Origin of the sequence: Streptococcus sanguinis (genome assembly GCF_020729725.1) — a bacterium.
Classification (GTDB): Bacteria; Bacillota; Bacilli; order Lactobacillales; family Streptococcaceae; genus Streptococcus; species Streptococcus sanguinis_V.
The window spans coordinates 724,033-746,168 of record NZ_JAJEPA010000005.1; the positions used below are offsets into that span (position 1 = coordinate 724,033).

At 43.7% G+C, this 22,136-nt stretch carries 21 protein-coding genes; 6 read left to right on the forward strand and 15 right to left on the reverse strand.

Annotation, left to right across the window (positions count from 1 at the left end; genetic code table 11):
- Positions 1-62: 62 nt before the first annotated feature.
- Entirely contained in the window at positions 63-461 is a 399-nt protein-coding gene (locus tag K4I03_RS03530; protein ID WP_049540636.1) for a hypothetical protein, read from the forward strand.
- 103 nt (positions 462-564) lie between these two features.
- Here K4I03_RS03530 and thrS read toward each other — a convergent pair whose 3' ends face one another.
- The 6 genes from thrS to ccpA form a co-directional block, all read right to left on the reverse strand.
- Positions 565-2,508: a threonine--tRNA ligase gene (gene thrS / locus K4I03_RS03535; protein WP_223313333.1), complete on the reverse strand. Its 1,944-nt coding sequence runs from the start codon at positions 2,506-2,508 to the stop codon at positions 565-567.
- Positions 2,501-3,145, reverse strand: a complete 645-nt coding sequence (locus K4I03_RS03540) for an adenylate kinase family protein (protein ID WP_223313334.1) — start codon at positions 3,143-3,145, stop codon at positions 2,501-2,503. The genes thrS and K4I03_RS03540 overlap by 8 nt, the downstream gene beginning before the upstream one ends.
- Positions 3,146-3,407: 262 nt before the next feature.
- Positions 3,408-3,890 carry a hypothetical protein gene (locus tag K4I03_RS03545; protein ID WP_223313335.1) on the reverse strand — a complete coding sequence of 161 codons (483 nt, stop codon included), beginning with the start codon at positions 3,888-3,890 and terminating at the stop codon, positions 3,408-3,410.
- Positions 3,891-3,961: 71 nt separating this feature from the next.
- A complete protein-coding gene (locus K4I03_RS03550; protein WP_002913364.1) occupies positions 3,962-5,284 on the reverse strand; it encodes a glycosyltransferase family 4 protein in 1,323 nt (440 codons plus the stop codon).
- Between the two features lies 1 nt (position 5,285).
- On the reverse strand, positions 5,286-6,284 hold the full coding sequence (locus tag K4I03_RS03555; protein ID WP_227963749.1) for a glycosyltransferase family 4 protein: 999 nt from the start codon (positions 6,282-6,284) through the stop codon (positions 5,286-5,288).
- Between the two features lie 248 nt (positions 6,285-6,532).
- On the reverse strand, positions 6,533-7,537 hold the full coding sequence (gene ccpA, locus K4I03_RS03560; RefSeq protein WP_002894913.1) for a catabolite control protein A: 1,005 nt from the start codon (positions 7,535-7,537) through the stop codon (positions 6,533-6,535).
- Between the two features lie 162 nt (positions 7,538-7,699).
- On the opposite strand from ccpA, the gene K4I03_RS03565 reads away from it, so the two are divergent.
- From K4I03_RS03565 to K4I03_RS03585, 5 genes are all read left to right on the forward strand, one after another.
- On the forward strand, positions 7,700-8,782 hold the full coding sequence (locus K4I03_RS03565; protein ID WP_227963750.1) for a M24 family metallopeptidase: 1,083 nt from the start codon (positions 7,700-7,702) through the stop codon (positions 8,780-8,782).
- A gap of 426 nt (positions 8,783-9,208) precedes the next feature.
- The gene (locus K4I03_RS03570) at positions 9,209-10,255 is read left to right on the forward strand and encodes a FecCD family ABC transporter permease (protein WP_227963751.1); all 1,047 of its coding nucleotides are present in this window, start codon (positions 9,209-9,211) and stop codon (positions 10,253-10,255) included.
- 1 nt (position 10,256) lies between these two features.
- Positions 10,257-11,012 carry an ABC transporter ATP-binding protein gene (locus K4I03_RS03575; RefSeq protein WP_227963752.1) on the forward strand — a complete coding sequence of 252 codons (756 nt, stop codon included), beginning with the start codon at positions 10,257-10,259 and terminating at the stop codon, positions 11,010-11,012.
- A 55-nt stretch (positions 11,013-11,067) separates the two neighbouring features.
- Positions 11,068-12,096, forward strand: coding sequence for an ABC transporter substrate-binding protein (locus K4I03_RS03580; RefSeq protein WP_125390367.1), 1,029 nt, complete (start codon positions 11,068-11,070; stop codon positions 12,094-12,096).
- Positions 12,077-12,769: an alpha/beta hydrolase-fold protein gene (locus K4I03_RS03585; protein ID WP_227963753.1), complete on the forward strand. Its 693-nt coding sequence runs from the start codon at positions 12,077-12,079 to the stop codon at positions 12,767-12,769. The genes K4I03_RS03580 and K4I03_RS03585 overlap by 20 nt, the downstream gene beginning before the upstream one ends.
- Positions 12,770-12,888: 119 nt before the next feature.
- Here the strand turns inward: K4I03_RS03585 and K4I03_RS03590 are convergent, their stop codons facing one another.
- The 9 genes from K4I03_RS03590 to K4I03_RS03630 all read right to left on the reverse strand — a co-directional run bounded on the left by K4I03_RS03590 (position 12,889) and on the right by K4I03_RS03630 (position 22,136).
- Entirely contained in the window at positions 12,889-14,076 is a 1,188-nt protein-coding gene (locus K4I03_RS03590; RefSeq protein ID WP_227963754.1) for an NADH-dependent flavin oxidoreductase, read from the reverse strand.
- 110 nt (positions 14,077-14,186) lie between these two features.
- On the reverse strand, positions 14,187-14,750 hold the full coding sequence (locus K4I03_RS03595) for a bifunctional transcriptional activator/DNA repair enzyme AdaA (RefSeq protein ID WP_223322430.1): 564 nt from the start codon (positions 14,748-14,750) through the stop codon (positions 14,187-14,189).
- Complete coding sequence (locus tag K4I03_RS03600; protein ID WP_227963755.1) at positions 14,747-15,241, reverse strand: methylated-DNA--[protein]-cysteine S-methyltransferase; 495 nt, start codon at positions 15,239-15,241, stop codon at positions 14,747-14,749. Before K4I03_RS03600 ends, K4I03_RS03595 begins: the two co-directional genes overlap by 4 nt.
- Before the next feature lie 26 nt (positions 15,242-15,267).
- A complete protein-coding gene (locus tag K4I03_RS03605) occupies positions 15,268-16,173 on the reverse strand; it encodes a DNA-3-methyladenine glycosylase family protein (RefSeq protein WP_227963756.1) in 906 nt (301 codons plus the stop codon).
- Between the two features lie 124 nt (positions 16,174-16,297).
- The gene (locus tag K4I03_RS03610) at positions 16,298-17,149 is read right to left on the reverse strand and encodes a VOC family protein (RefSeq protein ID WP_227963757.1); all 852 of its coding nucleotides are present in this window, start codon (positions 17,147-17,149) and stop codon (positions 16,298-16,300) included.
- 56 nt (positions 17,150-17,205) lie between these two features.
- Positions 17,206-17,835 carry an NAD(P)-dependent oxidoreductase gene (locus K4I03_RS03615; protein WP_227963758.1) on the reverse strand — a complete coding sequence of 210 codons (630 nt, stop codon included), beginning with the start codon at positions 17,833-17,835 and terminating at the stop codon, positions 17,206-17,208.
- A gap of 124 nt (positions 17,836-17,959) precedes the next feature.
- A complete protein-coding gene (locus tag K4I03_RS03620) occupies positions 17,960-18,412 on the reverse strand; it encodes an Rrf2 family transcriptional regulator (RefSeq protein ID WP_002931101.1) in 453 nt (150 codons plus the stop codon).
- Positions 18,413-18,468: 56 nt separating this feature from the next.
- On the reverse strand, positions 18,469-19,317 hold the full coding sequence (locus K4I03_RS03625) for a metallophosphoesterase family protein (RefSeq protein ID WP_227963759.1): 849 nt from the start codon (positions 19,315-19,317) through the stop codon (positions 18,469-18,471).
- 95 nt (positions 19,318-19,412) lie between these two features.
- A complete protein-coding gene (locus tag K4I03_RS03630) occupies positions 19,413-22,136 on the reverse strand; it encodes an FtsX-like permease family protein (RefSeq protein ID WP_227963760.1) in 2,724 nt (907 codons plus the stop codon).

Sequence of the window (22,136 nt, forward strand, 5' to 3'; positions counted from 1 at the left end):
CAACTTTTTTATTTTTAACATTTGTGGTAGAATAATATCAAAGGATAGACAAGGAGAACGATATGAAAAAACTAACATGGCTTTTCATCACTTTCTTAACAGCAATCTTTCTCAGCGCCTGCGGTCAGCACACTAGCTTCCAGGGAAAATGGAAGGCTCAGAAAGCAAATGGAGAGGACATTGACATTGTCTTCAATGACAAGACAGGCAAGCTAGGCGATAAAGAATTTCACTATAAGATAGATAAGTCAGGCTACCAAGATAATACCAAATATTACAGTATCACTGTCAGCGACACCTATCACTACACCATCCTTTTCCCAGATGATGATATGAAAATAGCTACTCTTCTAGAACCTGACGACCCGTCTAGCGACCCTCTCTATGGGGAAATGCTCTATGCCATGAACAGAAATGAGTATCCTGATTTTGATGATTATGTGGATAAATACTTGCATTAAGATAAAACTTGCTAACATAATTAGTTAAAGAAGTTTCTATCTGTAGGTAGATAACAATTAAACCCGAGCCAATTGCTCGGGTTTAATTGTTATCTAATAAATGCTACTTTTCAAGGCGTGATTTGTTGGCAATGTCTGCTAAGATTTGCTCTACAAATTCGTCTACTGGTATTGTATGTGTTTCTTTTTGACCGTAGCGGCGGACATTAACAGTACCGTCTTCTACTTCCTTGTCACCAACGATTAGCTGATAAGGAATCTTGCTAGTTTGTGAGGCACGAATCTTGTACTGCATTTTTTCATTACGCTCATCCACATCAGCACGAACACCCTTGTCGCGCAGCTTCTTAGCCACTTGCCAAGCATAGTCGATATGGGCTTCATTAGAAACTGGAATCAAAGTCACTTGATGCGGAGCCAGCCAGGTCGGGAAGGCACCCTTGTAATTTTCAATCAAGATGGCTGTAAAGCGCTCCATGGTTGAGATAACTCCACGGTGAATCATAACTGGGCGATGCTCTTCACCGTCAGCGCCGACATACTTGAGGTCAAAGCGCTCTGGCAAGAGGAAGTCCAGCTGGATAGTTGATAGAGTTTCCTCATTTCCAAGGGCTGTTTTAACTTGGATATCGAGTTTTGGACCGTAGAAGGCTGCCTCTCCTTCTGCCTCAAAGTAGTCCACACCCATTTCATCAAGGGCTGCTCGCAGCATGGTTTGGGCATTTTCCCACATCTCATCGTTATCAAAATACTTATGTGTATCCTGAGGGTCACGAAGAGACAGACGGAAACGATATTCAGTCAAGTTGAAGTCAGCGTAAACGTCGATAATCAACTGCAGCGCACGCTGGAATTCTTCCTGAATCTGCTCTGGCGTTACAAACAAGTGGCCATCGTTCAAGGACATTTCACGAACCCGCTGCAAACCAGTCAGGGCACCAGATTTTTCGTAGCGGTGCATCATGCCAATCTCAGCGATACGGATTGGCAACTCACGGTAAGAGTGAACATGATGTTTGTAGACCTGGATGTGGTGAGGGCAGTTCATCGGCCGCAGAACAAACTCTTCTCCATCACCCATATCCATGGTTGGGAACATATCCTCTTGGTAGTGCTCCCAGTGGCCAGAAGTCTTATAAAGCTCCACAGAAGCCAAAGGCGGAGTGTAGACGTGTTGGTAGCCTGAAGCCAACTCTTTATCAACGATGTAGCGCTCCAACTCGCGACGAACAGTCGCACCATTTGGCAGCCAGAATGGCAAACCTTGACCCACTTCTTGAGAAATCATGAAGAGATCCAGCTCTTTCCCTAACTTACGGTGGTCGCGTTCTTTGGCTTCTTCCCGCATTTGCAGATATTTCTTCAGGTCTTTCTTGTCAAACCAAGCAGTACCATAGACTCGCTGCATCATAGCATTGTCGCTGTTCCCGCGCCAGTATGCTCCAGCCACGTTCAAGAGATGGAAGATTTGAATCCGACCTGTAGATGGAACGTGAGGCCCACGGCAGAGATCCACATATTCACCCTGACGGTAGATGGTCAAACCACCCTCATCTTCAGAGTGCTCTTCAATCAATTCCAACTTGTAAGGATCGTTTTTGAAAATTTCACGCGCCTCATCCTTGGTCACTTCCTCACGGATGGATGGGAAGTTTTCTTTGACGATTTTCTTCATTTCCTCTTCGATACGAGGCAGATCTTCATTTGAAATTTGCCCAGCTTCATTATCTGTATCGTAGTAGAAACCATCCTGAATGGCAGGGCCAACGCCCAAGTGAATATCTGGGAAAAGACGACGAGCTGCTTGCGCAAACAAGTGGGCTGCAGAGTGACGCAAGATATCTAAAGCATCTTCGTGGTCAGGTGTCACGATTTCAATAGCACCATCTTCAGTGATGGCACGAGTTGTATCAATCAATTTGCCGTTGAATTTACCAGCCAAGGCTTTTTTAGCTAGGGAATTGCTGATAGATTGAGCAATTTCAAAAGTTGACACGCCAGATTCGAATTCACGAACAGCGCCATCTGGGAAAGTAATCTTAATCATGAGTTTTCTCCTTTAATATTATATTGTTTCTGTTAAGCAATTTAAAGATTCGAGCAATCTCTTCCGCAGTCTGCTTTTCTGACTGACTACCATCTGTTATGAGGCTAGGATAGCCTAATCTCACCGCTTCCTTCCGAACCATTTGGGCAAAAAGAATGTCTCGCTGCATCCAGTTTTCAAAAGCTTGCTCAGGATTGGTTGTTCCCTCTAAGACATAAGGAACCCATTCTCTCTGTCTATAATGCTTTTTCTGAAAATCAGCTGTTGGAGTCAAGCATAGATAGGAAGACGCTGGCCATTCAAGTTCCTTTACCAAATGAGGCAAAAGTCCTGCCCCCTCAACCAAGAGTGGTCTATCTTGATTTTTTATCAAGTAAGATTTTACATAAGGAAAAATCTCTTCATAAAAGCGCCATTCTTCATCTGCCATCTCTTCTGGATTTCTCATCCAGATTTGTTCCGGATTTCTGTCCTGTCTAAGAAGGCAAATCGGCTGTGAATCTGCACTTGCTTGACTCATCATCTCGTCTACCAAATCATCCAGTTTGATATGAAGCAGCTGATACTGTCTAGCAAGAAGTGAAGAAATTGTTGACTTCCCACTACAAGGCGAGCCGCCAATCATATAAAGCATCATTCCCCCTCCTTCTGACAAAAGAAAAACGACATCCTCAAAAGGACGTCGCAACGTGGTTCCACCTTCATTTATGCAAGTCAAAAGACTTACACCTCGAATCGGCTTTAACGTAGCCACCGTTTTATGTTTGCATAAAAGCTAATAGAGTAGTCCCAACTGCATCCTCTACGCGATTTCCAGCTCCACGCGCTCTCTAAAAGATTTCCTGCAGGTGATATGTCTCTAGAAAACATTATAGCACGATTGGAAAAATTTGCAAGAGCTATTGACCATCAAAACCAGAAAAATGATTTAGAGACTCTTGACTCAAAGTTGCAGCTTGACGTTTTTTACGGTATTGCTCTGCCAACAGCATTCCTCCCAAAGAAAGGAATAACAAGACATGGATATCTCTAGCATTATAAAGCGTGGAAGTGATTGGATTATAAATCTTGTCTCCTGAATAAAAAAGTCCGTCAAAAAAGTTTTTGAATAGATAATAATACTGAACCCCTGGAATCAAAAGAAGAAAGGGCAGAGAAAAACCTTGCATCCGAGTATTTATATAAACAATCACTGCACCAATCAAAGGAAGCAGCAAAGCATAATAAAATAAATTAAGATTAGAAAGCCAGTTCAAATCGCTTCCCATACTTTCTGTATTATTTATAAAATATTGCCAAATTTGTTCCCAAATCAAGCCCGAACCAACGACAATGCCATAGAACAAAAGCAACAAAGGCAGCTGTTTGAGATATTTTTTCATAAGATTTCTCCTCTATTTCTAAACAAAACCTTGCATAAATAGCTATTGCCACAATGATGCAAGGCATGTTTCTATTCTAATAATTTAGTAATATTCCTGATTTTTTTCACTTGCTTACTCGAAGCTTTGAGGATACGAACGGAGCCATTGATGGGAAGAGAGATGACCTTGCCAGGCAGATAGGCCACCGTCTTGGCCAGACGCTTGGCAGCACTTTCCTCTGGGCTAAGCTCGTTATGGAAGTCCTTGGAAATAGTCAAATCCAGATAAAACTCATAGACTCTGCGGCCAAAATTCTCCGCTGAAATCTCGTAGAGCTTGTCTTCTAACTTCTGCTCATCCATGTCAGGCGTCGCAATAATCGCCTCTAAAATAGCACCTGATAAATCCCGCTCTTGGTAATAAAGGGTCCCAAAAATCTTGTCACTGATAACATTATCCAGATAAGGATTGCCATGTGCAATAATTGGTGTACCGCTGGCTAAGCTTTCCAGATAAGTCAGACCTTGAGTCTCACTGGTTGAGGCAGAGATAAAGAAATCCGCAGCTTTATAGTAAAGGGCCGTATCACTAGGAGCAATCATCCCCGTAAAGATGACAGCTTCTTCAATCTGAAGCTTGGCAACCAGTTCTTTCAAGTCTTCCGCATAGGGACCGTCGCCGACAATGACCAACTTGACTTTGTCATTTTCTTCAAGGACGGCAGGCATCGCCTCAACGATAGCCTGGATATTCTTTTCATAAGAAATACGGGACAGACTGAGCAGCATAATCTCGTCTTCAGCCAGTCCTAGCTTGAAACGGAGCTTCTTGATATCCTCACGCGAAATTTCCGGTCGCTCAAACTTCGCCAGCTCAATTCCTGTCGGAATCACCCGTTTTTCTGCTTCGATTTTATAATCAACCAAAAGGTCATAAACAATCTCGCTAGGGCAGATAACCCCATCCAAGTCACTCATGAAGCCACGGACGATGTACTTGACCATGCTAGGACGGATGACCATCCCCTTGGCAATATAGTGCACATAATCCTCATACTGGGTATGGTAGGTATGTACTACCGGAATCCGCAGCTCTTTGGCAATCCAAATCCCCAGCAGCCCTAGTGAGAACTCAGTCTGGGTATGGATAATGTCCAGCTGGTACTGACGGGCAATTTCTAGCGCATGAGAAAATCCTCGATAAGCCACTCTTCGATCCTTAAAGGCAAAGAAAGGTACGCTGGGAATCCGAATAATTTGCCAATCCTCATAACGATTGACATCCTTGTCCGTCGTCGTAAAAATAAATACCGTGTGACCTAATTTTTCCAGCTCCGTCTTCAAAGTCCGAATACTGGTAGCAACCCCAGAGACCTGAGGAAAATAGGTATCTGTAAAAAGACCAATACGCATCTTACATCTCCAAAACTGTTTGATAAGCCTTGACTAACTGATCTGCAACATCGTCAATAGACCGGCTTTTAGCCACCTGATAGCCTGCTTCGCGCTTGTCCACCTTTTTATCTAAGACATTTCTCAGAGACTGGACAAACTCATCTACATTATGGCAGAGCTCGGCTGAACGCTCATCCACCCAGCCCTGATAGACTGGAATATCACGCAGCACAACATTCTGCTCACTAGCCAAGGCTTCCAGGACAACAATTCCTTCAGTTTCCTCATAGGACGGGAAAAAGAAGGCATCTGCTCCAGACATGGCTCCCTGAAATACCGCTCCCTTAAAATAACCAGGGAATTCGACATTATCAGGATGGTCAAAGAGAACCAGCCGGCGAATCTTGCGCGGAATCAACCAGAGATTGATAGAGCCCAGCCAGATAAAGCGCACATCAGGCATCCTGCGAGCAACCTCTACAAAATCCTCAATCCCCTTGCGGCGAAAATAAAGGCCAGCACAGACGACCACCTTCTGCCCTTCTTCAATCTTGAAGTACTTTTTAAAAACCTCTTCCTTGTGAGCATCTTTCTTATATTTTGGTAAGTCAATACCGTTTGACACAGCCACCATGGGTGTAGTGACCCCATAAGACTGGATCAGCTGCTTGGAATACTCCGAAGGCGTGATAATGAAATCCGCCTTTTTATACATGTGCGTCAGGTATTTACCAAAGAGTGGAGCAAAGAGATTGGATCCAATAAAGGAATTTTCAAAGTCCTCCTTGGTCGAATGCCCATGCATAATCACTTTTTTATTGCCCCTCTTGGCAGCATGCAGGAGAAGCAAGCTACGGGGACCATAGGTATTGATGTGGACCACATCATAATCTCCTAAAACGTCCGTCGTATAAGGAATCCCAGCCAAATCCAAGGCGTGCATCTGGTGCTGGAGGGCTCGGCCGATTCCTGATTTCTCCAAAACGGACTTTCCTTCAAGGTACAGTAATACTTTCATACTTCCTATTATACCGAAAATCAAATAAAAAGGAAAACCACAAGGGCAAATGAGGTAAAAAATCCATCCAAAGCCTGATAGCATATAGAAAACGCTCTAGCTGAACGGAAACACAAAAAAGCTGAGGTACTACACCTCAGCCTCGCTTCATAATCATGAAACTCTCTTAAAGCAGTCATTGACTTAGTCTCTTCAGACGCTTTTCAAGTTCAGAGAAGTTCCTAAGCAGACTGGCGGACGGACACCGCTTATTTCCGAGTTGATTTACGCTCGCTAATGCTGTGAGCCAGGAGAACTTCGCGTTCTTCCAATTCTTCCTTATGCATAATCTTAGTCAGCATGCGCATACTGATAGCCCCGATGTCATAGAGAGGCTGACCGATTGTGGAAAGGTTAGGACGAGTGAAACGAGCTACTTGCGAATCATCACTGGTAATGATTTCAAAATCTTCTGGAACTTTGATGCCTTGATCAGATAGACCATTTAAGAGACCTGCTGCTAGTTCATCTCCTGTGACAAAAGCTGCTGTTGCTTTGGAAGCAATAACACGCTCTGCCAAGTGGTAGCCATCATCATAAGAATATTTTGATTCAAAAACCAAGCCTTCGCTGTAAGAAAGTTTCTTGTTCTTCAAGCCATCTTTATAGCCTGATAGACGGATTTTCCCGTTGATATCATCTACAAGCGGTCCACTGACAAAGGCAATTTTCTTATTGCGTTTAGCCAGTAATTCTACAGCATCAACTGTTGCTTGCTTGTAGTCAATATTGACGCTCGGAAGTTGATGCTCCACATCGACAGTACCCGCCAAAACGACCGGTGTGCGTGAACGTGAAAACTCTGAGCGAATTTTCTCTGTCAGATGATAGCCCATGAAAATAATGCCATCCACCTGCTTAGAAAAGAGAGTATTGACAACGGATACTTCCTTATCATCATCCTCATCACTGTTAGCCAAGACAATGTTATATTTATACATTTCAGCAATATCATCAATCCCTTTTGCCAGGGTTGAGAAATAGCTATTGGTAATATTTGGAATAACAACACCGACGGTTGTAGTCTTCTTGCTGGCTAGTCCACGTGCCACTGCATTTGGACGATAGTCAAGACGATCAATGACCTCTAAAACTTTTTTACGTGTGTTTTCTTTGACGTTCTTGTTTCCATTCACTACTCGACTGACTGTCGCCATCGAAACTCCCGCTTCACGGGCGACATCATAAATCGTTACTGTGTCGTCTGTGTTCATATAGTTTCCTTTCTTCTATTGAAAATATCGTTTTCACTTTCCTACATTCACCATTTTATCACTTCTTGTAAACACTTTCAAGTATTTTGATAAGTTTTTGAAAAGTCTTGCTTTTTTTGACATTTTTTGCCAAAATAGAGGCATAGAAAGAAGGTTGTGACCATGACAAAAATCCAACAAATCACCCATTATCTCGAGAATGAGAAGCTAGATGCTGCTGTTCTGTCTGATCCAGTCACCATCAATTATCTGACTGGTTTCTACAGCGACCCGCATGAGCGGCAGATGTTTTTGTTTGTCTATCCTGACCATGAGCCCCTGCTCTTCGTTCCTGCTTTAGAAGTTGAACGTGCTTCAGGTTCTGTTCCCTTTTCAGTCCTTGGCTATATGGACTCGGAAAATCCTTGGCAGAAGATTAAAGCAGCCCTGCCAGCTCACTCCTTCAAGACTGTCGCTCTTGAGTTTGATAACTTGATTTTGACCAAATATCATGGATTGAAAACTGTTTTTGAAACTGCAAAGTTTGCTAACCTGACTCCTTACGTCAACCGCTTGCGCCTGATCAAGTCTGCCGATGAAATCCAGAAAATGCTGGTAGCTGGGCAATATGCGGATAAGGCTGTCAATATAGGTTTTGACAATATCTCACTGGAAAATACCGAAACAGATATCATTGCTCAGATTGACTTTGCCATCAAGCGCGAAGGCTATGAAATGAGCTTTGAAACCATGGTACTGACGGGAAATAATGCAGCTAATCCGCACGGCATTCCCGGAGCAAATAAGGTCGAAAATAACGCCCTCCTCCTCTTTGACCTTGGCTGCATGGTCAATGGCTATGCTAGTGATATGACGCGGACTGTTGCTGTTGGCCAGCCGGATCAGTTCAAAAAAGATATCTACCATCTGACCTTAGAAGCCCAGCAAGCTGCTCTTGACTTTATCAAGCCAGGCGTCACAGCTCATGAAGTAGATCGCGCCGCTCGGCAAGTTATCGAAAAAGCTGGCTATGGTGAGTATTTCAACCACCGCCTTGGCCACGGTATCGGTATGGATGTTCACGAATTCCCATCTATCATGGAGGGCAACGACATGGTCATCGAAGAAGGCATGTGCTTCTCTGTTGAGCCTGGTATTTACATCCCTGGCAAGGTCGGTGTCCGCATCGAAGACTGCGGCCATGTCACTAAGAATGGTTTTGAACTCTTCACCGAAACTAGCAAGGACTTGCTGTATTTTGAATAGAATTTTATAAGCCTATATTATATTTTGAATGATTATTGGACTTAGCAAAGACCTTCTGATTCTTTGAGCTATTATTGTTGGACATTGTTATAGCTGTCTTAGTCCTTAAGCATTTATAATTTCAAAAAACGATAGAAAAGTTTCTGTCGTTTTTTCTTGTTTCCTAGTAATTATAATAAATCATTTAGGTTCACCCACTTTTCTCCAATGAAGTCGTCTGTCAGAGACTTTCCGAAAAACTCAATTGATCTTCACTAACCAGTTCTTACACCAACAAGATGTTTTCATCACTGAAAAGATAAAGCGTAATTAAACCTTGTCATAACACAGGTTTTTAGCCCTTCTTGCCCTTCTGATTTAAAAATGTTATAATTTTTTATGAAAAATTGTCTAAAAATTCTAATCTTTGCTGTTAAGGAGGTCTGGATGCTCTTTAAAAAGTCAGAAAATCAAGGATTTTCTCGCTATATCTGCCTGCTCTTGCTTCTCATCATTTTTCTGGCTTGTTCTCTCTTTTTAGCTGTCTCCTTGGGATCGGTCACTATTGACATACAAGACACTTACCAGATTATTTTCAGCAAGCTCGGAGTTTCCCTTGGCACAGGCAAACTATCTCCGTCTACAATTGCTATTGTTTGGAACATGCGGGTTCCAAGAGTCCTCTTGGGAATCCTAGCTGGTGCTGGCCTTTCTGTCTGTGGCAGCGTCATGCAATCTACTGTCAATAATCCTATCGCAGAGCCTTATATCCTGGGAATTTCAGCCGGTGCAACCTTCGGAGCCACACTAAGCATTATCTTAGGGCTCAAATCCATTACTGGCGCAGGCGCCTTTATAGGAGCCATTCTGGCATCAGCTGTGGTCCTTTTTATCGCATCCATGCAGGGAAAGATGACGACAAGCAGTCTGATTTTATCAGGAACAGTTGTAAATGCCCTCTTTATCGCTTTTTCCAACTTTATCATTTCCGTCGGTGCCAATGCTGATAGCCTTATGACAATCAAGTTCTGGACTATGGGCTCACTGGCTGGAACTTCTTGGTCAGATTTAGCCTTGCCGGCTCTTGTTGTTGGTCTCTCCTTTTTGTTTTTCTGTTCTCAGTATCGTATTTTCAATACTATGATGATGGGGGACGAAGCAGCTTTGACCCTGGGAGTCCCTCTGCGTTTTTACTGGTTTCTTTATATCACAGTTGTCGCAGTCATGACAGCGGTGCTGGTTGCCTGCTGCGGTATTATTGGCTTCGTCGGACTAATCACTCCGCACATTGCTCGCAGATTAGTCGGTACCAACTACAAAAGGCTCTTTCCTATCGCTACCCTGCTCGGCTCACTCTTTCTTGTCTGGGCAGATGTTTTAGCTCGAATTTTGGTTAAAAATGCCGAACTGCCGATTGGAATCTTCACTGCTTTGGTCGGTGCACCCTTCTTTATCTACATTGTAGCCAAAAGCCGAAAGGAGGTAAGCAGCTGATATGGATCTAATTTGCCAAAATATCCACTATGCTGTCGGCCAAAAAGAGATCTTAAAAGGGATTTCACTCAAGGTCGAGCGAAATCAGTTTCACACTATTTTAGGACCCAACGGAAGCGGCAAAACTAGTCTGCTCAAAACAATCTACCGTCAGATCAAACCTGACAGCGGGAACATTTATCTAGACGGAAGGCCACTTGAACAGGTCAGCATAAAAAAAGCAGCCCAGAAAATAGCCGTTGTAACTCAGTTTAACCATCTTCAGTTTGACTGCACCGTCCAAGAAATCGTCATGCTGGGCAGGACGCCGCATCTGTCTCTTTTTCAAAAAGAGAGCGATAAAGACTACGCCCTTGTTCGTCATGCCTTGAGTCAGGTAGACATGCTGTCCAAGAGAGATCGAACCTATTTATCCCTGTCTGGTGGTGAGAAGCAAAGAGTCCTGCTGGCACGCGCTTTGGCTCAACAGCCAAGCCTACTGCTCCTAGACGAGCCGACCAATCATCTGGATATCAAATACCAGCTGGATATGCTTCGTATCGTCAAAGACCTGAACATCAATGTTTTGGCTGTTTTACATGATATCCAACTGGCTTGTCGGTATTCAGACTATTTGTACCTCATGAAGGGAGGTGAGATTGCATACCAAGGCGCTCCAAAGGAGGCCATCACCCATGATTCACTGCAAACCGTTTACGGTATTCAGAGCAAAGTGATCTGGACCAAGGATCGACAGGCCATGATTCAGTATCTATAAGAATCTGTTTTCAGCTTTATCTATACAAGCTCCAAGCCCAAGAAAGGAAGGCAATATGAAAAAAACACTCAGTATCTTACTCGTCGCAACTGCTGCACTGACAATGGCAGCCTGCAATTCTTCATCTAAGGAAAGTACGAAAGAAAGCTCAACTTCGCAATCTTCCTCCAAAACAGAAAGCGCGAAAAAGAGCACAGCAGAGACAAAATATCCAGTGACAATCAAAACTTACGATGCCGAAGGCAAGGAGATTGATCAGGTCTTTGAAAAGGCACCGGAAAAGGTCATCACCAACAACCTTTCGACGACCGAAGTCCTGATTGAACTAGGATTGAAAGACAAGATCGCCGGTATGCTCAATCCAGACAACGATGTCACAGATAAATACAAGGCTGATATTGCCACCATTCCGCAAGTCGGCGACAAGAAAACCGTATCACAGGAAACTGTGCTATCTTATGAGCCAGACGCTCTTCTTGGCCGAAACATGATGTTTTCCGAGAAGTCTCTGGGGACAGTCAGTGCCTGGAATGAAAACAAAATCCCTGTCTATACACAGAAGGCTTCCCTGTCCAATACTAAACAAGACCTAGGCAATATCGTTGAAGATGTTAAAAATATAGGAACCATCTTTAACGTCCAAGACAAGGCCAATCAATATGCTGATCAACTGCAGGCAAGAATTGACACTGTCAAGAAAGCTAATAAGGCTAGCCAAGGCGAAAAGAAAAAAGCGCTCATCATGTGTGCCTACAACGATGAGACTTTCGGTGCTTATAAATCTGCCCTGCAGGAGAGCTTGCTTAACCAGCTCGGCTATACCAATGTAGCGACCGGAACCTCTGACCTAACCTTGGAAAACCTGGTCTCTATGGATCCAGAAGTCATCATCTATGTAACCAGCGACCGCAACAAGGCCATGGATGAACAAGCAGTTGATTTAATGAAAGCTAATCCAGTTCTGGAAGATGTCCCAGCGGTCAAAAATCAGAAAATCATGACCATCTCCTATGATGAGTTCATGGATTATGGTCCTGCTGTAATTGACTCACTCGAGAAAATCAATGACTTTGTCAATAAATAAGACCTTTGTTTGGGAGAGTATCACTGTCAATATTACTCTGCCCCAAGATTATGACGGATCACGACCTTATCCAGCAATCTTGCTAAATGATGGCCAGATAAACTATCTGAGCAGGCTTTCTTCATCAGTAATCTTGATCGGACTGATACCGAACAATAGGCTGGACGATTATACACCCTGGAAAGCCAATGCTCTAAAGCCTGGCAATCCTGATTTTGGTGGCAGAGCAGATAGCTACCACCAAAAGCTCTTCAGCGGTATATTAACAGAAATCAGACAGCACTACCTACTGGATGACAAAAGAATTGCCTATGGTGGCTACTCTCTCGGTGGACTAGCGGCTGTTTACAGTCTCTATAGCGATTGCAAGATCCCCTGTGTCTTTTCTATCTGCGGCTCCTTTTGGTACCCGGGTTTTACCGACTATTGCCGGACCCAGGACTTGAAAAACAAGGACTGTCTAGTCTATTTGCAGAACGGGAAGACAGAAGGCGCGAATCACTCAAACCGACTTTCCAAAGCTCCTTTTTATGCTGCAGAAATTCATCACTTGATTCAGAAAGAAATCCTTACCACCTGCTCCGTCTTTGATCCTTATGGACATCATGAAGCCCTCAAAGATCGCTATGCTGCCTTTGCCGACTGGCTGGCCACACAATGGCATATCGACTAATGAAAATCCCCTTTGTCACTTACAGCAGCTGACAAAGGGGTTTTTAGTTTATTAATGCAAGCAAAAGACTCTTACCAGTAAAATGGTAAAAGTCTTGGAAAAAAATTACACCAAAATTATTACTGTCTCTCATCCCCAAATTTACCAGTATGAAGGTGGGTAATAGTGTCATGACCAGGTAGAGGAGGCAGCCCGCCAGAATCCTTACGACTGAACACTTCAAGCAAGCCTGGTGTCAATTGAGAATTTTTCAACTGCTCAGGGCTAATCTCTTGGACAATTTCTGCTCCTCGTCCCGTCTGTACTTTATAGCCAAACAGAGGGTCAATCAAGGTGCCACGCCCGATTGCAACTAAATCCGCAGCCGTATCCTCAATAGCAGCTTCTGCGTCTTCCTGACTAAAGACACCACCGATTGTAATCAGTTTAGTTCGCTCATCCATCACTTCCTTAAAATGATCTACATAGGTCTTGTCAGATCCTGCAGGTTTTGAAGCGTAGCCAGCCAAAAGCGACAAATGGATGTAGTCTAGTTCGTGCTTGACCAGCTCCTTGACCAAAAGCTTGGCTTCTTCATAAGTGTAGCCCACTTGATCTTCATGGATTTCATCTGGGCTAATCCGATAGCCAATAATAAAATCTTCTGGCGCATACTTGGCTGCAGCACGCTTCACTTCCTCGACTACTGCCAAAGGAAAAGCCATACGTTTTTCCAAAGTTCCGCCCCATCTATCCTGACGAACATTGGAAGTGCTAGAAAAGAATTGCTGCAGCAGATAGTGATTGGCACCATGGATTTCCACTCCTGAAAAACCAGCTTGAACTGCACGTTTGACTGCTCGACCAAAATCCTTGATAATTTCAACGATTTCTTCATCGGTCAATTCTCTCACCGGATATGGCAGGAAAGAAAAATCTAAGGCACTTGGAGCTAATACTTCCTCACCCTTCATAGCACGGCCAGAAGCTGCTATCCCACCATGATGAAGCTGCAAAATCGCTTTATTGCCATACTTCTGAAGGGAAGCTGCTAATTTTCTCTCCCCTTCGATATGGGCATCAGAGTAAATACCTAATTGAACTGGATAGCCAGTCTGGTAACACGGCCCTCCTGATGGACTAACATAATGAAATTCAGTAATCAAAAGTCCTGCTGTCTGAGAGCGTGCTCCGTAGTATTGCAAAGTATCATCAGACACAAATCCTCCTTCTAAGCCACTGAAAGTATACATAGGGGAAAGCACCAAACGGTTGGTTAATTTGGCACCGTGACGCAATTGAATCGGGTCTACAATTTGTTTAGACATAGTAAAAATCTCCTTTCTTCTTTGACAATTGGTTTTCAATAAGCATTTATTACCAACAAGTATTCGCTATTAAAATCTACGCTGTAACATCATGAGAATTCATTATACTCTTATTTATAATGTCGTTTTCTATACTCCATCGGACTCACTCCGTAAGTCTTCCGAAATAATTTTGCGAAATAGGCTGCATGCAGGCCGCCTGAATGCTCTGCAACTTCTTGTATTGAGAGATTAGTGTTGATTAGTATTTCTTTAGAGTATTCTAATCGAAGTTCGCGTAAACGTTCTTGTGGTGTTTTTCCAGTCACACTCTTATAGACATGCCGAAGATAAGACTCAGAGCCTTTTGCCATAAAAGCTAAATCTTTCAAAGTTAAACTTTGCTGGAAATATTCTTTTAAAATATGATCAATTTCTTCTACCCACTCCTCTTTGCTAACCGGCTTTCCTAGTGGACGGCATCGTTTACATGGTCTATATCCTGCTTCAACTGCCTGCTCTGCTTTTTGAAAAATCGTTACATTTTCTTTTTTGGGAAGACGAGAGGCACATGAGGGACGACAGAAAATTCCGGTACTTCTAACAGCATACCAAAAAAACGTATCATAATCACTGTTATTACTTTTAATAGCCTCCCACTCCCAATCTTCAGCCATATGTCCTAACGCCATCATTTCCTCGCCTCCAGCTTCAGCAGGTAAGCTTTTTTATCAAGTCCGCCGGCATAACCCGTCAGCTCGCCATCGCTTCCAACGATCCGATGACAGGGAATTAAAATAGAAATAGGATTATGCCCAATCGCACCTCCGACTGCTCTGGCCGAACCAATCTTACCATACTCGGCTTGTAACTCTCGTAGAATATCTGAATAGGTAGCCGTCTGACCGTAGGAAATCTTCTGCAACACTGCCAGAACCTTGCTTCTGAACTCAGTCACTTGAGGTGCCAATGGAATTTCATCTGTTTGGGGATTTTCCCCCTTAAAATAAGCATCTAGCCATGCAACAACGCGTTGGCTTACTTCTGTCTCCTCCTGCTGTGCTTGCTCCAAATCATAGCCTGCACCATAATATTTCTGTCCTTCCAGCCACAGCCCCAGCAGGGCAGTATCGTCCGTCATAATGAGAATACGGCCGATTGGGGATTTGTAATAAGTTATGTACATTTCTTCTCCTTTTCGATGATAATCAACTAATAAAGTAAACGCCAAATATAAAAAACTGCATATGAACACCATGTTCCCCACTCATTTTTTAACTTTAACAGCAATTCCTTAGACGGTTTCTCATCTAAACCAAGTATATAAGATATGCCATTCTGCAATCCAATGTCAGCCATCGGAAAAGCCGATTGGATACGAAAACATCGCATCATCACATAATGAGCCGTCCACGGACCAACACCATAAAGTTTAAGCAGCTCTTTTTCAATTTGCTCAGCTGTATCTAACTTTTGATAATAACTTCTTGAAATGGTGCCCTGATACAAGAGCTTTGATATTGTTTGTAAATATTCTGCTTTTTTACGAGTCATTTGCAACTCCAATAACTCCTCAGCCACGCTATTTGCAACCACCTTTGGCTTTGGATAAATCCAGTAAGTTTCATGGTTATAGTGAAAAGCTTCGCCATATTTCTTGACAAAACGTTCTTTTAGGGTATAAGCATAAGCAAGATTTACCTGCTGTCCTAAAATTCCCCAAGTAATAGCCTCATAAAAATCTGGCACACCAATCAAACGAAGTCCGTAAAACTTCTGAACCAAAGGAGATAAAATATCATCTTCTTGTGCAAACTGATAAAAGTTATCTAACGACTGATCCAAATCCAACCAATCTCTGACAAAATTGCTAATAACTTTTCTAGCCTCAGCAGAAAAAATAGTCTGATTTTCCACCTGGATACATATCTCTTGAACTTGCTCATTGTAAAAAATCGTACAAAGATAAAATTCATTTTCAACTTTAAACAAGCGCTTAATTCTGTCATTTGCAACTTGGTACATCACTTCCTTTTCCTCTCTTGATAAGTAGGAAATGATTTGTCCCCAGTCAAAGATAGATGACGTTTCTAAATAGATTATATTTTTAGCTAACATTTCTCCACCTTTCTTTTAGTTATTATACCATCATTTTGGAAGCGGAAATATAACAATCTGGCTTTCTCATCAGAAAAACAAAATCCCCGTATCTTTAGCAGATGGGGGATGGCATCGTATTTAACTAGGTGACTTGGAGCTTAGCCACAATCCCATCTGGGTCTGTGACTTCTAGCTCTTGGGAACTAATCCATCGGACTGGCGCCTGCAAGTCCAGAGCATTTTCATAAATAGCTACTAGGTCTTCTTTCCCTTCTACTTGCGCCTCAAAATAGGCTAGTCCCATTTGCTTCGGTTGACGATGATTCAAGTGAGAACTTCCCCATTCATTAACTGCTAGATGATGATGGTAGTTTCCTGATGCCAGCCAGCTAGCAGAAGGTACAGAAAATTTATCCTCCAAGTCTAGAAGCTTTTGGTAAAAATGACTGGCAGCTCTGCTATTTTTCACAGACAGGTGGACATGACCCATATGAGTGCCTTTAGCAATACTAAAGGGTTGGACTTCCTGACCTAGTTCATAGATTTCTTGAGCCGCAAGTGCTTCCGTCACTCCGATAATGCGGCCATCTTCTCGGATATCCCAATCAGCCTGAGGCTTGTCCCGATAAAGTTCAATGCCGTTGCCTTCTGGGTCCTCCAGATAAATGGCTTCACTATAACCGTGATCCGCTCCTCCAACCATAGGAACTTTATTCTCTGATAAATGCTTAAGGATATCCGCCAAAGCTTGACGACTTGGAAGCAAAAGCGCCAAATGATAAAGACCGTAAGCCGACTTGACGGGCTGTCGGTCACTGGTTGCTAAGAGCCTCACCAGCACTTGTCCGCCCCTGCCCAAAGCCACCTGTCCGTCCTGCTCTTCCAAAAGTTCCAGGCCTAAAACACGCTGATAAAAATCCTTTTGTCTCGCTAAATCGGCCACATAAAGTGCCATCTCTCCTAGATAAATCTTGCTTTGATATTCAAAAGTCATGTACTTTCTCCTCTCTTTAATTTTAAATGTCAGGAGTGCTCCTGCTCCATCTTTTTTTATTTCTCCAAAACAGAAATACGTTTCTTAATGTGGCTGCCCTTTTCAATCTCATCCAACATAGCCACAGCATAATCTGCATAGCTAATTCGACTTTGACCGGCTTCATTGACAGTAAAGGCCTCGCCAGCTAAGATATAATCGCCCGTCTTAGCACCATCTGCATCAAAATTTGCTGCAGGACTGATGTAGGTCCATAGAACATTATCAAACTGACGCAAATGAGCCAGCCCTTCCGCCATAGCTTTAGCCAAAGGTTTGTAATCTACTGGAAAATCTGGTGTATCTGACAGCTGGATGGTCATTTCTGGATCCATATAGAGGCTGCCTGCACCACCGACAACCAACAATCGAGTCTTTGTATCTGCCAAAAGCATTGCTAGATGCTCCAATGAACTTGTATGCTGGGGCAAGTTGTCTGGTGCAAAAGCTCCAAAAGCTGATACGACTGCATCAAACTCAAGCAAGTCTTCCTTAGTCAATTCAAACAAATCTTTAATTAATTCACACTGGGCCTCACTTTTATTAGCTGACCGAACGATGGCCGTTACATCATGCCCTCGTTTAACCGCTTCATTCACAATGAGGCTGCCCGCTTTTCCATTTGCTCCGATTACTGCGATTTTCATACTCATTTCCTCCGAAAGTTTATTTTAGATTGTAATTGCTTTTGTTACATCTATTAGTATAGCACATCTTAATGTAATGTCAATAATTACATCTCAGAATATTATTCACCAAAAAACAATCTGCTCACTGGGAAACAGATTGTTCTTTAATTTCTTTTTCGGTTGCTGCGACGACTTCGTCAAGGCTGGTCTGAGCCAATTCAGCTTCCATGGCTGCTTGAATAGCTGCCAAGCGATCGTCTAAGACATTGTGAATGTTCTTGCCGATAGGACAGTCTGGATTGGGCTTGTCATGAAAGCTAAAGAGCTGGCCGCTCTTGCCCAGACATTCAACCGCACTATAGACATCCAAAAGGCTAATGTCTTTCAAATCTTTGGCAATCTCTGCTCCTCCAGTTCCACGAGCAACGGTAATCATTCCGGCATTCTTGAGCTGGGACAGGGTCTTGCGAATAATAACTGGATTGACGCCGACACTGCCAGCAAGGATATCACTTGTCAGTTTTTGTTTTTTTCCCTCCAAAGCCAGAACAATCAGCATATGAGTGGCAATGGTAAAGCGGCTAGAAATCTGCATTTTTTCTCCTCCCTCATCATTTTCTCTCACTATTATATCCCAAAAAGGGTGTAACTTCAAGAGTTACGACTGGACTTTAAGAAAGCTGCGATCTCATCTGCGTAGCCTTCCCTCTCACTGATTTCCCGCAGCAGGTCGTGATTGTGAGTATGATGGATACCATTGACCAAGCTCTCCCGATAAATCTCATAGTAAGGCAAGTGGAGCTCTCGAGCCAATCTCAGCTCCTGCTCCACATCGTAGGCCACGCGCCTCAGGTCGACATCAGCCAGACCCATCTCATCTATCTCTAAAATGGCATACTGGGCTCGCAAGTCCTGACGCAAAGCCGAATCTAGAAAGAATGGCTGACCAATGGAGCCGGGATTGATAATCAGCTGGCCCTTAGTCCCGTAGCGGAGAAACTGCTGGTGAATATGACCATAAACAGCGATAGCGCAGTCGTTTCCTTCAAAAAGGCGGTCGAAATCACTCTGCTCGCCAATATGAATCAGCTCCCGCCCCCAATTCTTATCGGGCAGATGGTGGCTGACCGCAATCTTCAATCCCTCTACTTCTGTCAAGATTTGCAGAGGAAGTTCTTGCATGCGGTCAATCTCTTCAGGACGGATTTCCTCTAGGACAAAATGACAGAGCCGGGTCAGATAGAGATGGCTGGGACGATCCAAATCTAGTTTTTGATGCAAGGCATGCCAGAGGCTGTCTTCCCAATTCCCTCTGACCTGGAGGCTGATGGGCAGCTGCTCCATCCTATCTAAGATATTCCTGCGACCGGTTCCTGGTAGGAGCAAGTCCCCCAAAAAACAATAGTCTGTCACTTGCTGGCTTTCCGCATCCGCCAGTACTGCTTCCAAGGCTGTGCTATTCCCATGCACATCGGATAATAAGGCAATTTTTCGTGTCATCGTGTGTCTTTCTCTTTCTTTACAAGGAATATTATATCAAAGTTCAAAAAAACTTCCACCCATCAAGTGAGTGAAAGTTTTAAAGTGTTTTTTTATCAATCAACATACTTGAGCGCTTCCAGCATATCCACCCGTCTGAGGCGGTAATTGACAAAGAAGCCAAGCAAGGTCAAAATAAGAGTCACTGCTGTTAGAGGAAACAGATAGACTGAGGGACTTACTTGAGGGTTTAAGCTGATAATGCTAGGCGCAACCTTCTCAATCAAAAAACGGTGCAGGAAGAAACCGCCTAGAAGCCCAACTGCCATCCCAATCACTGAAAGAATAATGGTCTCTCGATAGATATAGAGGGTCACTTCCTTATTATGAAAGCCCAAAACCTTGATAGTGGACAGTTCGCGAATCCGCTCGGCCATATTGATATTTGTCAAATTATAGAGAATGACAACTGCTAAAAGAATGGAAATCAGCACCAAAACCAGCATTGTATTATTAAGAGAATCAGCTAGAACGTTGAACTGCTTCACCATGCTAGCATTTTGGGAGACACTCTTGACAGACTTGAGGCTCATAAATTCATTGGCCTTATTCACAATATTTTTGCTGGAAGAGTTCTTGAGTCGCACTAGATAAGCGTTTTTCTCGGGCTTTTTGCCGTAAATCTTCTGGTAGTCAGTTGCCTTCATAAAGGCAAAATGGCCAAAATGATTCTCATTGACTGCTGCGAGCTTGACAGGCTTGCCACCCAGCTCTATACGGCCACCGGGGCTAACTCCAGCTATGCGGGCCAATTTATCCGAAACAACTACACCGTCCTTCAGGGACAGCTTCTGTCGGCTGTCAGGACTTTCTAACGAGATGAACGGTTCAAAATTTTCCTTGTCCGTAACCATTAAAGTGATTGATTCTGTCTCTTTTTTTCCTTTGTATTTCTCTGTCAAGGTTTCACTGTAGATCTCCTGATAATCAGCAATCGAGCCATCAGCCAACATCTTTTTCAGCTTGTCTTGCTCAGCTTGATTCTCCCCAGGATTGACAGCGACAATCAAGTCGTATCGCAGAATCTCCTCAAACTGACGTTTTGGAATACCACCAATAGAAGATTGGAGTCCTAGACCGGCAAAGAGCAGGGCAACAGAACCCGCCACACCAAAGATGGTCATAAACATCCGCTGCTTATAGCGAAAGATATTGCGAGCTGTGACCTTCTGAGTAAAGCTAAGGCGCCGCCAGATAAAGGACAGTCTTTCCAAAAAGATCTTGGAGCCTTTGACCGGTGACTTGGGCAAAAGCAAGTGAGCTGCTTCTTCTGTCAACTCCCGTCTTGCCACCAAATAGGCAGGGAGAACACTGGATAGAAGGGAAAGTCCCAGGGCCAGTAAACTATAGGAAATATAAAAATATGCATGAGGGGCAGAGAGCACCATCCCTCTGGTAATAATAGAAGAAATCACTCCAGACAAGAAATAATGTCCCAGCAGAATCCCTACGAGGGTACCTAGACTCCCCGCCACCAAACCGTAAAGAGCAAACTTGCGAATGATATCGCGGCTATGATAGCCTAGAGCTTTGAAGACGCCTGCATTCGTTCGCTCCTCATCGACAAAGCGAGTCATGGTGGTAAAGGTCACCATAGCTGCCACCAGATAGAGCACCACCGGGAAAATATTACCAATCGACGCAATACTATTCATGGAGTTTTTATACATATAATAGCCATTACCACCTGGCAGAGACTTGCGGTCATAGCTATGATAGGCCGGCTCTTTCAAACGATTCAGGTCTGCCTTAGCGTCAGCTAGCTTGTCCTTGCTAGCTGATAAGTCTTTCTCTGCCTTTGCTAGCTCTGCTTTTTTCTGATTGAGCTGGGACTCAGCTTCCTGAATCTGCTGCTGGCTTTGGCTGAGCTGATCGGGAGCTAGGATAGAGGCGGATTGAGCTGCCGCTAGCTGGCTTTTTTGCTGGTCTAGCTGACTCTGAGCTTGCTCTAACTGTTTTTTACCTTGGGTCAGCTCACTCTCAGCCTGAGCAATCTTGTCTTGGCCCTTCTGAATGGTGCTTTTGGCATCCGTCTCTAGTCGCTTAAACCGGGTCGCTCCGTTATCTTCCAGGCTCTTGTCCAAAGCAGTCTGGTGCTGCTCCAAACGCTCCTGATAGCTTTCAGAGAAGGGAGCCAGCTTTTCTAAATCATGATAGCGTAGGCGGGCAATACTGTAAACATCTGTATCAAAGGCCTTGGGGCTGACTACAGCATAGGCTGATAAAGCCCCGCTGCCACTAGTCGCATTGCCCAGATTTCTATCAGACCAGAGCTCTGCCGAGTTGACAAATCCCACAATCTTATAGGTCTTGCTTTTCAGAACTGACCGACTGCCTGCTTTCTCGGTCAGATCAATCTCCTGACCAAGCTTATATTTCTTAGACCAAAAGCTAGCCAGAGCAATTTCTTGCTCTTTCTTAGGAAGACGACCAGAGGTCACTTGAAAGTTTGAAATATCCTTAGTATCCGAGAATACTCGCAGGGCCTCCTCGTCTACGGTGACATCTGTCAGATAGCCAAACTCGACATCAGCTCCCTTAATAGATTCCAGCTCTTTCTGATCCGCCTTATCCAAACCATAGTCCGCCATAACAGCCAAGTCCATGGTTCGTTGCTCTTTCAAATAATCTGTTGCTGTTCTGCGCATATTGGGTGGAGCGACCTTAAGCCCCACGAGAGCTAAAGAGCCCAGCATCATGAGGATTAAAATAGATAGGAAACGTCCTTTAGAGCTAGTGAAGGAGCGCAGAATATCTTTCCAATAAATCTTTCTCTTCAT

Bases quoted from the DNA above. Each gene is read 5' to 3' on its own strand.
- K4I03_RS03545 (WP_223313335.1), bottom strand. From the start codon at position 3,890: ATGAAAAAATATCTCAAACAGCTGCCTTTGTTGCTTTTGTTCTATGGC.
- K4I03_RS03540 (WP_223313334.1), bottom strand. From the start codon at position 3,145: ATGATGCTTTATATGATTGGCGGCTCGCCTTGTAGTGGGAAGTCAACA.
- K4I03_RS03610 (WP_227963757.1), bottom strand. From the start codon at position 17,149: ATGACTTTTGAATATCAAAGCAAGATTTATCTAGGAGAGATGGCACTT.
- K4I03_RS03570 (WP_227963751.1), top strand. From the start codon at position 9,209: ATGCTCTTTAAAAAGTCAGAAAATCAAGGATTTTCTCGCTATATCTGC.
- K4I03_RS03530 (WP_049540636.1), top strand. From the start codon at position 63: ATGAAAAAACTAACATGGCTTTTCATCACTTTCTTAACAGCAATCTTT.
- K4I03_RS03620 (WP_002931101.1), bottom strand. From the start codon at position 18,412: ATGCAGATTTCTAGCCGCTTTACCATTGCCACTCATATGCTGATTGTT.
- K4I03_RS03580 (WP_125390367.1), top strand. From the start codon at position 11,068: ATGAAAAAAACACTCAGTATCTTACTCGTCGCAACTGCTGCACTGACA.
- K4I03_RS03605 (WP_227963756.1), bottom strand. From the start codon at position 16,173: ATGTTAGCTAAAAATATAATCTATTTAGAAACGTCATCTATCTTTGAC.
- K4I03_RS03595 (WP_223322430.1), bottom strand. From the start codon at position 14,750: ATGATGGCGTTAGGACATATGGCTGAAGATTGGGAGTGGGAGGCTATT.
- K4I03_RS03625 (WP_227963759.1), bottom strand. From the start codon at position 19,317: ATGACACGAAAAATTGCCTTATTATCCGATGTGCATGGGAATAGCACA.
- K4I03_RS03550 (WP_002913364.1), bottom strand. From the start codon at position 5,284: ATGCGTATTGGTCTTTTTACAGATACCTATTTTCCTCAGGTCTCTGGG.
- K4I03_RS03615 (WP_227963758.1), bottom strand. From the start codon at position 17,835: ATGAAAATCGCAGTAATCGGAGCAAATGGAAAAGCGGGCAGCCTCATT.
- thrS (WP_223313333.1), bottom strand. From the start codon at position 2,508: ATGATTAAGATTACTTTCCCAGATGGCGCTGTTCGTGAATTCGAATCT.
- K4I03_RS03555 (WP_227963749.1), bottom strand. From the start codon at position 6,284: ATGAAAGTATTACTGTACCTTGAAGGAAAGTCCGTTTTGGAGAAATCA.
- K4I03_RS03575 (WP_227963752.1), top strand. From the start codon at position 10,257: ATGGATCTAATTTGCCAAAATATCCACTATGCTGTCGGCCAAAAAGAG.
- K4I03_RS03590 (WP_227963754.1), bottom strand. From the start codon at position 14,076: ATGTCTAAACAAATTGTAGACCCGATTCAATTGCGTCACGGTGCCAAA.
- K4I03_RS03600 (WP_227963755.1), bottom strand. From the start codon at position 15,241: ATGTACATAACTTATTACAAATCCCCAATCGGCCGTATTCTCATTATG.
- K4I03_RS03585 (WP_227963753.1), top strand. From the start codon at position 12,077: ATGACTTTGTCAATAAATAAGACCTTTGTTTGGGAGAGTATCACTGTC.
- K4I03_RS03630 (WP_227963760.1), bottom strand. From the start codon at position 22,136: ATGAAGAGAAAGATTTATTGGAAAGATATTCTGCGCTCCTTCACTAGC.
- K4I03_RS03565 (WP_227963750.1), top strand. From the start codon at position 7,700: ATGACAAAAATCCAACAAATCACCCATTATCTCGAGAATGAGAAGCTA.
- ccpA (WP_002894913.1), bottom strand. From the start codon at position 7,537: ATGAACACAGACGACACAGTAACGATTTATGATGTCGCCCGTGAAGCG.